Annotated in this window: 13 protein-coding genes; 5 read left to right on the plus strand and 8 right to left on the minus strand. The window is 42.7% G+C overall.

What is annotated here, in order from left to right:
- The 5 genes from IPP86_05480 to mraZ are packed head-to-tail and all read right to left on the minus strand — an operon-like array spanning nucleotide 1 to nucleotide 5355.
- Nucleotides 1-1461: a UDP-N-acetylmuramoyl-L-alanyl-D-glutamate--2,6-diaminopimelate ligase gene (locus IPP86_05480; protein ID MBL0137965.1), complete on the minus strand. Its 1461-nt coding sequence runs from the start codon at nucleotides 1459-1461 to the stop codon at nucleotides 1-3.
- A 3-nt stretch (nucleotides 1462-1464) separates the two neighbouring features.
- Nucleotides 1465-3561 carry a transpeptidase family protein gene (locus tag IPP86_05485; protein ID MBL0137966.1) on the minus strand — a complete coding sequence of 699 codons (2097 nt, stop codon included), beginning with the start codon at nucleotides 3559-3561 and terminating at the stop codon, nucleotides 1465-1467.
- 20 nt (nucleotides 3562-3581) lie between these two features.
- Entirely contained in the window at nucleotides 3582-3992 is a 411-nt protein-coding gene (locus IPP86_05490; GenBank protein MBL0137967.1) for a hypothetical protein, read from the minus strand.
- 3 nt (nucleotides 3993-3995) lie between these two features.
- Complete coding sequence (gene rsmH, locus IPP86_05495) at nucleotides 3996-4904, minus strand: 16S rRNA (cytosine(1402)-N(4))-methyltransferase RsmH (protein ID MBL0137968.1); 909 nt, start codon at nucleotides 4902-4904, stop codon at nucleotides 3996-3998.
- Complete coding sequence (gene mraZ / locus IPP86_05500) at nucleotides 4885-5355, minus strand: division/cell wall cluster transcriptional repressor MraZ (GenBank protein ID MBL0137969.1); 471 nt, start codon at nucleotides 5353-5355, stop codon at nucleotides 4885-4887. Before mraZ ends, rsmH begins: the two co-directional genes overlap by 20 nt.
- A 342-nt stretch (nucleotides 5356-5697) precedes the next feature.
- Here mraZ and IPP86_05505 point away from each other — a divergent pair, with 342 nt between their 5' ends.
- On the plus strand, nucleotides 5698-6471 hold the full coding sequence (locus tag IPP86_05505) for an alpha/beta hydrolase (GenBank protein ID MBL0137970.1): 774 nt from the start codon (nucleotides 5698-5700) through the stop codon (nucleotides 6469-6471).
- Between the two features lie 37 nt (nucleotides 6472-6508).
- On the plus strand, nucleotides 6509-7141 hold the full coding sequence (locus IPP86_05510; protein ID MBL0137971.1) for a YihA family ribosome biogenesis GTP-binding protein: 633 nt from the start codon (nucleotides 6509-6511) through the stop codon (nucleotides 7139-7141).
- Here the strand turns inward: IPP86_05510 and gldC are convergent, their stop codons facing one another.
- The gene (gldC, locus tag IPP86_05515) at nucleotides 7142-7477 is read right to left on the minus strand and encodes a gliding motility protein GldC (GenBank protein ID MBL0137972.1); all 336 of its coding nucleotides are present in this window, start codon (nucleotides 7475-7477) and stop codon (nucleotides 7142-7144) included.
- 37 nt (nucleotides 7478-7514) lie between these two features.
- Entirely contained in the window at nucleotides 7515-8549 is a 1035-nt protein-coding gene (locus IPP86_05520; GenBank protein MBL0137973.1) for a hypothetical protein, read from the minus strand.
- 74 nt (nucleotides 8550-8623) lie between these two features.
- Between IPP86_05520 and IPP86_05525 the strand changes: the two genes are divergently transcribed.
- The 3 genes from IPP86_05525 to IPP86_05535 all read left to right on the plus strand — a co-directional run bounded on the left by IPP86_05525 (nucleotide 8624) and on the right by IPP86_05535 (nucleotide 11812).
- The gene (locus IPP86_05525) at nucleotides 8624-9310 is read left to right on the plus strand and encodes a PorT family protein (protein MBL0137974.1); all 687 of its coding nucleotides are present in this window, start codon (nucleotides 8624-8626) and stop codon (nucleotides 9308-9310) included.
- Between the two features lie 56 nt (nucleotides 9311-9366).
- Nucleotides 9367-11022 (plus strand): NAD+ synthase, encoded by a 1656-nt coding sequence (locus IPP86_05530; GenBank protein MBL0137975.1) that lies wholly within the window; start codon nucleotides 9367-9369, stop codon nucleotides 11020-11022.
- Nucleotides 11023-11191: 169 nt separating this feature from the next.
- Nucleotides 11192-11812 (plus strand): hypothetical protein, encoded by a 621-nt coding sequence (locus IPP86_05535; protein MBL0137976.1) that lies wholly within the window; start codon nucleotides 11192-11194, stop codon nucleotides 11810-11812.
- A gap of 113 nt (nucleotides 11813-11925) precedes the next feature.
- Here IPP86_05535 and IPP86_05540 read toward each other — a convergent pair whose 3' ends face one another.
- Nucleotides 11926-12960, minus strand: a complete 1035-nt coding sequence (locus tag IPP86_05540; protein MBL0137977.1) for a 2-oxoacid:ferredoxin oxidoreductase subunit beta — start codon at nucleotides 12958-12960, stop codon at nucleotides 11926-11928.
- Nucleotides 12961-12995 lie beyond the last annotated feature (35 nt).

A 12995-nucleotide genomic window follows, 5' to 3' on the forward strand; every position in this document is an offset into this window, starting at 1 on the left:
TCAGTTCATGAGATTGAAAAAATCCTGTAATACTTTTTTATCGTCAAATGGAGTACGCACGCCTTTTACTTCCTGGTATTTTTCATGTCCCTTTCCTGCAACCAGGATAATATCTCCGGGTTGAGCAAGAGATACCGCCGTCTTGATTGCTTCTTTCCTGTCAACAATGGAAAGTGTTTTTCTCACCTCACCCATCGGAACACCTTTTTCCATTTGCTGGATAATTTCTGTCGGGTCCTCTGAACGGGGATTGTCGCTTGTCAGAATAACACGATCACTCAATTCACACGCGATCTTGGCCATGACCGGACGTTTCGCCGCGTCACGATCACCTCCGCAACCGACAATAGTTATTACTCGTCCCTGACCGGATCTCACATCATGAATCGTGGACAAAACATTTTGTAAAGCGTCAGGCGTATGTGCGTAATCGACTACACCAACAACGTTGGCTCTGGACGTAAGAAAATCAAATCGACCTTCCACGGGAACCAGTCTGCTCAGCGCAGTGAGCGCTTCCATTTTTGATTCATTGAGAATGACTGCCGCTGCATAAGTCGCTGTAAGATTGTACGCATTAAAACTTCCGATCAATCTGCACAACACTTCGTGTCCGTCAAGATTCAGGAGCAATCCGGAAAAATGATTTTCAATGAGTTTGCATTTGTAATCACTCATTGAACGGAGACTATATGTATATTTTCTTGCCTTAGTATTCTGAAGCATCACCACACCATTCTTATCGTCAAGATTCACGAGCGCGAATGCCGACTCAGGTAATGCGTCAAAAAATCCTTTTTTAGCTTTGATGTATTCTTCAAAAGTCTTGTGATAATCGAGGTGATCATGAGTGATATTTGTAAAAATGCCACCAACAAAACGAAGTCCCGCAATACGTTTCTGAACAACTGCATGCGAACTCACTTCCATAAACGCGTGAGAACATCCATCATCAACCATTGCTGACAGCAGCGCATTCAGTTGCAATGGATCAGGTGTAGTATGTGTGGACGGAATCACCTGGTCGTTGATCTGATTTCTTACGGTAGAAATCAATCCGCAGGGATGACCAAGAGATCTGAATAACTGAAAAAGCAAAGTCGCTGTAGTCGTTTTTCCATTGGTTCCGGTAACTCCTACCAATTCCAGTTTTTCAGAAGGATTGCCATAAAAGTTGCTTGCTATCTGTGCAAGAGCGAGAGAAGAATCACTCACTTTTACATAGGTCACGCCACTGATCAATTCATCCGGAAATTTTTCACAAACGATAGCAATTGCACCTTTCTCAATGACAGCCGGGATGAATCCATGTCCATCCGCTTGCGTACCACGCACAGCAACAAAGAGACTTCCTTCTCTGACCTTACGGGAATCAAAACACACATCCGAAATGATCGTGTCCGTAAATCCGGCCACATCAAGGATGCCTGTCTTGTATAAGATATCTTTCAGTACACTCATTGCTCAGCTTAATTCAATCAGGATTTGTTGCCCTTTTTTAACTCTTGATCCCGCCTGGATTGATTGTCTGGTTACCCAGCCTTTACCATTGATACGGACATTGAGTCCGGCATTTTCAAGGATGTATAATGCATCTCTCAAACCCATACCAACAACATTTGGCACTAGTCCTGAAATAGTTTTTCTTTCGTTCGTTTTTAGTTGGGCAGACCTTGCATCAACACTCACCCAGTATGCATCCGGATCTGATGATTCGTTTGTGAGATTCAGTTTGGCAAGTACTTTATTCAAATCCTTCTGCTGACCTGCTTTCGCTACAGGGATTGTTTTTACAATGGAATCTGTTTGAATTGGAGATTCGTTCATGTCAAGGTGGTTCGAATAAACCTTATCCGCGATCTCCTTGAAAATTGGTGCGGCTACTGCTCCTCCGTAATACACATCATTGGATGGAGCATACACCACTACTATGCAGGAATATTTTGGCTTGTCAGCTGGAAAATACCCGACGAATGAAGCCTGATAAGTCATGTGCTCCTTATCGTATCCGTACTTGTTATTAAAGATTTGAGCCGTACCGGTTTTCCCTGCGATCTTATAGGGTGATTTGTTCAAAACCGAAGCTGTTCCGCGTTGAACAACACCTTCCAGCAATTGTCTTGCTTTCGCAAGTACATCGGGAGAAGCGATGGAATCCCTGATAATTTCAGAGGAAAATTCACGAATCACTTTTCCGTGATTGAGAATTTTACTTACAAACATCGGTTTTACAACCCGACCGTTATTCGCCACAGCATTATAAAATGTAAGTGTTTGCAGTGGTGTTAATTTGGATTCATAACCGATAGAAATCCATGGAAGCGATAAACCTGACCAGCTTTTATCCGTAACATTTTTTATAAAAGGCTGACCTTCTCCTTCAATCTGTAATCCGAGTTTCTGAGAAAGTCCAAAAGATTTTAAACGGGAAACAAATGCCTCAGGACTCTTGAGGTAATGCTGATAAATCACTCTTGAGATTCCGACGTTTGAAGAAGTTTCAAATGCCTGTTGAATTGACAACTTGCTCGATTTCGGCGCATGCGCATCCGGCATTTTCTTTCCATAATAGGTCGCTGTTCCGTCGCCTACATTCACAGTATCTGTCAATTCAATCAATCCGTCCTGCAAAGCAGCCATCAATGAAGCGAGCTTGAAAGTGGAACCGGGCTCTGATGCTTCAGCTATTGCGTAATTAAAATTCTCCACGTATTCGCCCTCTTTGGTACGGGAAAGATTCGCGATCGCTTTGATAGCACCTGTAGATACTTCCATCAACACCGCGCAACCATGATCCGCGTTGTGTTCCCGGAGATGTTGTTCCAAAGAATGCTCCGCTACATCCTGAATATTGATATCGAGTGTAGTCACCAGGTCATTTCCATCACGCGGTTCGACTTCATCCTTATCACGCACCGGCATCTTGACATTGCCGCCAATTCTTTGCATCAGCCTTTGTCCGCCGGCACCTTTAAGATCGCTGTTGAAAGAAGCTTCGACACCAACAGGTTTAATATCCCGAACAGTTCCGATCGTTCTGGAAGCCAGCTGTCCGAAAGAGAGCTGACGCATATTTTTCTCATCGATAATAAGGCCGCCCTTGTTGCGTCCCATCCGGAGAATTGGAAACTTTTTAAGTTGCTGGAGTTCTGTATAACTCACATTTCTTTGAATGAGGTAATACCTGTTCTTTTCAGACCGGGCTTCTTTAATTTCATGATGATAATCCTGCCAGGTTTTATCTTTAAAGAGTGTTGACAAAGCCTGAGCAAGTGAATCGATTCCGGCATTAAAAACTTCATCGGTCAGTGAATTCGCGCGGGTATCAAAACGGATATCATAGATGGGAACTGAAGTCGCGAGCAGACTGCCATCATCTGAAAAAATATTTCCGCGGGAAGCTTCAATGGGTTCAAAAGAAAGTGTCATGCTGTCTTGCTTGGCTCTCCATTCATCCCCCTGTACAAACTGAATGCGTACGATCTGAACAATAATCGCCAGGCCCATCGCACAGATGAGAAGAAACGCGAGGTAAATCCTCCAGAGAATGTCTTTTTTCACGTCCATCTTCTTGCCTTCAACTACTTTTTCTTTCTAATCGGATCCGTCACGATAATCATCTTTGGCGGCTCCGTTGTTTCCTTTATGTTTACGGATTCAAGAGCTCCGGCAACCTGCGACTGGCGACTGTTGTTCATCAGCATGGATTTTGTGGAAATGTATTCCGCTCTTTTTTCCTTCAGTTCCGATTTCGTTTTATCGATTTCGCGGATCACACGCTCAGCATAATAGCTGTTGGCGATGTATCCGATGATCAGCATTGTGACAAAGAGTATAAAAGGCATTGCATGTACGATCTGGTTTCGGTCCAGAACGCCAAAAACATTCACCATTTTAATCAGGCGTCTTGCGGGACGAGAAGAGCGTTTTCTCGGCTTTGGCTCCGGAACAGCTTCCTCCTGAACTTCTTCTTTCAATTTATTCTCTGCCATAAATTATATTCTTTCCGCTATTCTGAGTTTCGCGCTTCTTGCTCTTGGGTTTCGTGCTATTTCTTCCGGGCTTGCTTCCAAAGGTTTTTTGGTGATGGCCCGAAATGGCACTTCCACTGCGTTTCCAAAAAGGTCTTTTTCTGTTTCTCCCTCAAATTTTCCCCTTGCAATAAAATTTTTCACCAGCCGGTCTTCCAGAGAATGATAAGCGATCACCACCAGCCTCCCTCCCGGCTTTATTATTTCAGCGGATCGCATCAACAATTCCTTCAGCGCACCCAACTCATCATTCACTTCTATTCTCAGTGCCTGGAATACTTTGGCATAGTATTGCGACTCATATTGTCTGTCCACACACGGAGAAATTCTTGTTTTAAAATCTTCTATCTCGTCAAACTTCTTTTCCTTTCTCAATTCCAGAATCATGCGAACAAGACTCCTGGCATTTCTTACCTCTCCATATTCAGAGAGCACTTTCAGCAATTGCGCCTCCGGATATTCGTTCAGCACACGAGCCGCGGTGAGATCCGATTGTCTGTTCATACGCATATCCAGGGGTGCATTAAAACGAATTGAAAACCCCTTCGAAGCTTCATCGATCTGGTAAGAAGAAATGCCCAGATCAGCGAGCAATCCATTCACCGGAAGCACATCGTAATACCGGAGAAATTGTCTGACATAACGGTAGTTGTGACGAACAAGTACAAAGCGAGGATCCCTGATTTGATTTCGCTGCGCGTCCTCATCCTGATCAAAACCGATAAGCCGGCCTTTGGGTCCGAGATGCTTCAGGATTTCCCGGCTGTGACCTCCTCCACCGAAGGTGACGTCCACGTAGATTCCATCCGCGACGATATTCAGCGCATCAACGCTTTCGGTCAGTAATACCGGATCATGATACGTCGTCGTCATCCCGTTGCTTCTTACCCATCACATCTTCCGCAAGCTGTGCGAAATCAGATGATTCATCCTTCATCATCCGTTCGTATTCCGCCTGAGCCCAGATTTCAATGCGATTCCCATATGCAAAGAGCACAATGTCTTTTTCAATACCTGCAAAATCAGCGAGTGTCTTGGGGATCAACAAACGATTGGTTCCATCCAGATCAATTTCTGTAGCGCCTCGGTTGAATTTGCGGATGAACTCCCTGTTCTTCCGCACATAGAGATTCAGCTCGTTCACTTCCTCGCTGATTTTCTCCCAGACCTTCTTTGTGTAAATGATCAGGTGCTTTTCAATACCGCGATGCACCACAAAATGCTTTTGCTCCTTCACCGGAATCTGCTTCTTCAAAGCAACCGGAAGGAGGAATCGCCCTTTTGCATCAATCGTGCATGGAAACTCTCCGATATAACCCGCCATCACTGATTTTTAGATGCGCTAATGTAGAAAAAATATTCCCACTTACTACCACTTTTTACCACTTTGTTGAAAACTTTCAAAAACGAGCCATGGACGCGGTTTTCCAAGGGCATGCTTCGCCCCGGGTTCGGTTTATTGGGTCCGAAATGGATATAAAAACCGGAATTTTTGTTCCCCGTGGTAATTTGTGTAAGCCCTAAAAATGTGGCTCTCCGGACTGGTTTCATTACAAATCCGGTCGTTCCGACATTCAATTTTTTTCCAACACCACGTTCATCGTAAACAATCAAATTGTCCGTGTCATTTTTCTTTTTTTCTATACATTTGGAAAAACAATTCAGTATGCGTTACGAAATCAAACGCGAGAACGATTTCCAGTACATCGAAGAAGGACAAGGAAAACCTTTGATCCTGTTGCACGGCTTGTTTGGAGCACTCAGCAACTGGATGGATGTCGTGGAGAAATTTTCGAAAGAATACAGAGTCATTATTCCTCTGATGCCCATTTACACCTTACCGGTGCTCAACACCAACGTAAAAGCACTGGCGGATTTCGTACACGACTTCATCACCTTCAAACAATACAAAAACCCCATCCTGATCGGTAACTCACTCGGCGGACATGTAACTCTCGTTTATGTCAAAAAACACCCGGAAGTCGTGAGCGCGATGGTTCTCACCGGAAGTTCCGGCCTATATGAGAATGCGATGGGTGGCTCATTTCCCAAGCGGGAAGACTATAACTTCATTCGCACCAAAGTTGAATACACTTTCTACGATCCTAAAACCGCGACAAAAGAACTGGTTGACGAGGTTTTCGGAATTGTCAATGATAAAGGCAAACTGATCCGTATCCTGAGCTTAGCAAAATCAGCGATTCGTCACAACATGAGCGAAGATCTCAAGGATATGAAAATGCCGGTTTGCCTCATCTGGGGCAAACAAGACACGATCACTCCTCCTAAAGTCGCGGAAGAATTTCACCGCTTACTGCCGAAAAGTGATTTGTTCTGGATCGACAAGTGCGGCCATGCTCCGATGATGGAACAACCACACGAATTCAACGACATACTCGATGCCTGGCTGAAAAAATTTCAAGCTTCGCAGTCGGCCTGATATTTTCTGATTAATTCTGATTTCCTAAAATTTCCTGATGACCATTCGTGAAGCGCGTTTTATTGCAAGCCAGACAACTTATACCAAGTGCCCTGAGCCTGTTTTTCCTGAATACGCCTTTATCGGTCGTTCAAATGTGGGCAAGTCTTCACTGATCAATATGCTCACCGGAAAAAAAGGATTAGCAAAGACTTCCGGAACACCCGGCAAGACTCAGCTGATCAATCATTTCATGATCAACGAAGCCTGGTACCTGGTTGATTTGCCCGGTTATGGATTCGCAAGGGTCGCCAAAACGGCAAAGGCAACCTGGGATAAAATGATCCGTGACTATCTTCAGAAAAGAACCAACCTGATGACGGTGTTCATTTTGATTGATATCCGGCTTGATCCGCAAAAAATAGATCTTCAGTTCATTCAATGGGTTGGCGAAAACAACATTCCTCTCGCATTGGTTTTCACCAAAGCTGATAAGCTTTCTAAACAACAGGTTATTTATTCTGTTGAATCTTATAAAAAAGAATTGAGAAAAACCTGGGAAGAACTCCCTCTGCTTTTTATTACTTCAGCAGAAAAGAAAACAGGCCGTGATGAAATACTGGATTATCTTGAACTGACCAACAAAGATTTTGTCAATCCTTCGGCATCACCTTTTAAATTCAAGACCTGATTATTTACCTGCCGACTCAGCGATTTTTTTTCCAAATGCCTCAGCAAACTGCCTGATTTCTCCGGCCAGTTGAGGATCATTGGTCGCGCGCAAATAAGTATCTGCCATCGTCACAAAATTTTCGTAGAAAAAACGTTTCATGTCGTCTACGAGCATGTCCTTTGTCCAGAGATCTATTCTTAACGTCGTATTCTCCTTTGGATCCCAGATCGACATCATCGTAGCATTACAGGGTTTTCGACCTTCTATTCCGCTATCCGTCGCTTCCCATTCCAAACGGGAAGGAATTTTTTCTTCATCAAGAGTTACCAGAAATTTTATTTCAGATGTTTTCATTTTCGATTTTTTTTAACTCTAAAAACGCATCCAATATTTAACGTGCCGGTTTGTATTTCGACTCCTGAAATACTTTTTGCAAGTCCTTATTCTCCATCAATTGTTGCAGTGAAATATCAGGATGATGATCCATATACGATTGAACAATTTTCCAGCCTATAAACTGCCCGATATTCCCGGGAGATTCCTTTGGAAAACCATTGGTGGTTGGCGCATCGTTAACATACTTCATGAGCAGGTTTGGATCGGTACTGAACAACAATTGCTGGTCCACAAAAAACGACCATACTTTCGACTCGTTCTCTCTGCACCAATTGAGCTGTGCTCCTGTATAACCAATCTTTAAACTGTCAGGAGTTTCAGGAAAAAGTAAATCAAGCGCATAGATAATTTTCCCTTGTGAAATCATCATCTCAACCATCTTGGCCTGGGATTCATCCACCATGTAATCACTTTGCAGCCACCCGCGCAAAGCATCAATCGCGGCGTATTCGCGGGTCATCCGCAAGCGTAAATACAAGGGCAAGGGAGGCTCTATCGTGGAATAATAACGATAAGATGTTCCCAGATACATGTCCAGTCCGATTCCCAAATGATTCGAATCGGCAACAACCGGAAATGAAAAGGCGGACAACAGAGTAATCACCTCCGGCACCTGTTTGCCCGGAAAATAATACCTGTAATATTTAAACGCTTCAGAAAGTTCTTTCTTCAAAGATTCGCCATCACCAAATTCCTTCTGGATATCGCGATAAACAGCTCTGAAATTCGTATCCGTGATAAACTGCCTGAATTTATCACGGGTCAGGATGGAATCAGGAGAACCCAGACTGGTGATCCTGTAAGCGAAGAGATCAAAAAAGTTCCCATACTTGCTTTTTAACTGCGCAAGTGATGACCCCATATTATTGGTGTCAAGTGAAAATAAATCCTGATCGAAATGCCGGAAAGAAAAGGAACCGTCTATGGAACTCACGTCCACTTTTTCCCTGTCGTGACTACAAGAAGTAATCAACAAACCGATGTATAAAAAGGCGCTGAATATAAGCGCCAGCCGTAGCCTTATTTTCATTAACATTGCAGTATAATCCGGGCAAAAATACCGATTTGAAACGGCTCTGGTTCAAAATTATAAAAAATACTACTATGAAAAAGATTATTTTCCTCAGCATCCTAATGATCAGCACACTTGCAGTGGTGGCACAAGATGAAAGCAATGTTCATTTCGGATTAAAAGCTGCTCCGTCTTTTGCATGGCTCAGAACCGATTCCAAAAATTTCAGCACGAATGGCTCAAAATTTGGCTTCAGTTACGGCCTTATGACCGAATTCAATTTCACCAAACGTTATGCCTTCGCGACGGGTATTGATGTAGCTTATCGTGGTGGCAAATTAAAATCAATCATCTCCCTGCAAAATGCATCCGGCGTTGATACTGCCATTTTTACGACGGAACAAGCAATGACTCTTCAATACATCGAAATTCCGCTGACGTTGAAATTGAAAACAAATGAAATTGGCTACCTGACCTACTACCTGCAAGTCGGGGTTTCTCCCGGAATAAATATTCGTGCAAAAGCAGATTATAAATCAAGCAATCAGATAAATGGTGTTACAACAACCTCATCAGAAGATGCTGCGGATATCAAAAAAGATATCAATAGTTTGAATTTATCCATGATCATCGGTGGTGGAGTTGAATACACGCTCAGTGGCTCAACCTCTCTTTTATTGGGTGTTCAATTCAACAATGGCTTCATGGACATCGCTGATGGCGATGATTTGAAAGCAAATAGTAACTATCTGGCCCTCACCGTAGGAATTTTATTCTAAGAAAGGTTTATCTACCTTTGTCCCGTCAGGTGAAAAACCCTGACGGGATTTTTTTTATGCGTATCGCACTCGCACAGCAAAATTATGTCATCGGCGATTTTACGGAGAACGTCCGTAAAATGAAGTCGGCAATCCGTTTGGCAAAAGAAAAAGGCGCTACCCTCATCGTATTTCCGGAACTTTCCATTTGCGCTTATCCTCCACGTGACTTTCTGGAGTTCGGAGACTTTATTCAAAAATCGCGGGAAGCTGTCTTAGACCTTGCGACTGAATGTACAGGCATCACTGCCATCGCGGGGTTACCGACAATTAATGAAAAGCCGGAAGGAAAAAATCTTTTCAATTCCGCCGTTGTTTTGAATAACGGGAAAATTTCCGATACAGTACACAAAGCGCTTTTACCGAATTATGACATCTTTGATGAATACAGATATTTCGAACCGAACAGACAGTTTCATTGCATTGAAGTAGATGGAATAAAAATCGCGCTTACGATTTGCGAAGATCTTTGGAACATCGATGATGATCCCATGTATGTGCATTGCCCTATGGATACCTTAATCAATGAGCGGCCAAAACTCATGGTCAATATCGCTGCATCTCCTTTTGATTACACACATGCCAATAAAAGAAAAGCGATTCTTTCCAGAAATGTCAAACAATACCAGATTCCTTTGCTCTATGTAAATCACGCAGGAGCCCAAACAGAATTAATTTTTGACGGAGGCTCACTCGGAATTACCGTGGATGGAAAATTCATTGGCGAATTAAATTCTTTCCATGAAGATCTTGGCTTTTTTGATTACGATGAAAAGACAGGTTCCCTCGATGCCTTACCGCAAGCGGTTTCTGGCACAGTTCCGGCAACCGATAAAATCGCTTCCATCTACAATGCTTTGGTGCTTGGCATTCACGACTATTTTAAAAAACAAGGGTTCACAAAAGCCATTCTCGGACTTTCCGGAGGAATTGATTCAGCTGTTGTAACTGCGCTGGCAGCAAAAGCCCTCGGGCCTGAAAATGTTAAGGTACTTCTCATGCCTTCTGAATTTTCTTCTGAAGGTTCTGTGAACGACTCACTTGAACTGATAAAAAACCTGGGGGTCAGTTATGAAATAATTCCGATCGCTCCTGTTTACAAACAATATCTCGAATCGCTACAACCGGTATTTAATAACCTGCCATTTAATGTAACCGAAGAAAATATCCAGGCCAGGATCCGTGGAGCATTGTTGATGGCTATGTCAAACAAGTTCGGTTATATACTCCTGAATACATCCAACAAAAGTGAAATCGCCGTCGGTTATGGTACTTTATATGGCGATATGTGCGGAGGAATTTCAGTTATCGGAGATGTTTACAAAACCGAGGTCTTCGAACTGGCCCGTTTTATCAACAGGGAAAAACAGATCATCCCCGAAATAATCATTACAAAACCTCCTTCAGCGGAATTACGTCCCAATCAAAAAGACTCCGATTCATTACCCGATTATTCAGAATTGGACAAAGTTCTTTATCAATACATAGAACAACAAAAAGGCCCCTCCGAACTGATAGACATGGGATTTAACGAAAGCCTTGTCAAACGGATTCTTAAATTGGTTAATACCAATGAATACAAACGTTATCAGACTCCCCCTATTCTTCGTGTCTCTCCGAAAGCTTTCGGGATGGGCCGAAGATTACCGATTGTTGGAAAATACCTGTCCTAAAAAATGTAAATAAATGAAAAAAAGACAGTTTTTATAGTAAATTTGTTCAACCACTGATTACATTTACATTTCAGAAATTCTCAGAAAAAAAATTCTAACTGAACAATTCACTCAAATTCAATCATTCACCTAACAAATTTTAATTATCAACCCACTAATACATTCACACATGAAAAATCTAATCAGTTTAAAAAAATCCTTAAAGCTTGCGCTTGCTTCTGTTGCACTTCTCGGAATGCAGGCAGTTCCAACTAATGTATTTGCTGCCGACCCTGCTTTTGATCAGGGTTCTAATACAATTGCATTGGGTGTTGGATTTGGTGTAAATTATTATTCTAATGCCACGGTTTCCCCTGCATTCGCTTTTATTTATGATCATGGCTTCTTTCCTGAAGTAGGGCCGGGAACAATTGGAATTGGTGGAATCATCGGATATAAATCAGCATCCTACGATTGGGGTTTCGGTGGCTACAAACAAAAATGGACAAATACCATCGTTGGAGTACGTGGTACATATCACCTCACCATTCTTGCTGATAAGAATAATAAATTTGATCCTTATGCCGGAATAATGATTGGACTTCGATTCAATTCCTATTCAAACAAAGGATACGATGATTGGTATTACAATAACTTTGGCTACAATTATAACTACAACTACAACAAAACTGACCTGGTGAGCGGCGCGTTCATCGGAGCAAAATACAATTTCGCTAGTGCAGTGGGTGCTTTCGCTGAACTCGGTTACGATATTTCATATGCGAAAATCGGAATCAACTTCAATTTCTGATCACGAAAATCCACAAACAAAAAAGACTCGTCAATGACGGGTCTTTTTTTTTCTCAACTCCAAATAAAAAAAAGCGTCCCGACGGAACGCTTTTGAAATTATCATTTTAAAGATTAATTGATCGTCCAGGTTTCTCTGCCCTGTAAAAGAGCATCCAGATCACCGGCACCTTTTTTACTCTTCGCATCAGTCAATTGCTGCTGCATTTTATCTTCGTAACGACCACGGTCCTCTGTGTAGAATACACCAAATGGACGTGGCAGGTGATTCGGATTTCTTGGATTGTCAAAGAAACGGGAAAGAATGCCCGCTTTCACACGGTCAGTCTCATCATGAATCCAGCAATCATTCGCTGAGATTCCGTCACCAAGAGTAACAACAACCGGAGTGAAACCATCGAGTTTAATTCCCTTGTCATTGTTTTCTCCAAACACCAGCGGTTTGCCACTTTCCATGAAAAGCGTTTCGTTTTTCTTGGAAGTCTTTTCAGTGAATACCTCAAATGCTCCGTCGTTGAAGACATTACAATTCTGATAAATCTCCACGAAAGAGGCACCACGATGATCGTTGGCTCTTTTGAGAACAGCTTGCAAATGTTTCGGATCACGATCCATGGAACGAGCCACAAATGTCGCGTCAGCACCCATGCACAAAGCAATCGGATTGAACGGATGATCCACAGAACCCATCGGAGTTGATTTCGTTACTTTACCTTCTTCCGAAGTTGGTGAATATTGACCCTTGGTCAAACCGTAAATTTCATTGTTGAACAACAGGATATTCACATCAAAATTCCGGCGAAGCATATGAATCGTGTGATTTCCTCCAATGGAAAGACCATCACCATCACCGGTAACAATCCAGATACTGAGTTCCGGACGAGACGCTTTCAAACCACTTGCAATCGCGGTGGCACGACCGTGAATCGAATGCATACCGTATGTTTCCATGTAATACGGGAAACGGGAAGAGCAACCGATACCGGAAATGAAAACGATATTCTCACGCGGTATTCCGAGATCCGGAATAACTGTTTGAGCTTGTTTCAATATTGAATAATCTCCACAACCCGGGCACCAGCGAACTTCCTGGTCGGTCGACAGATCCTTCGATGTAAATTTCTCAACTGGAGTGCTTGGAATTTCCATGCTATATTTTGTATTTTATTTGTTAACCGAAATTG

It is taken from the genome of Bacteroidota bacterium (genome assembly GCA_016720935.1).
Lineage (GTDB): Bacteria > Bacteroidota > Bacteroidia > AKYH767-A > 2013-40CM-41-45 > JADKJP01.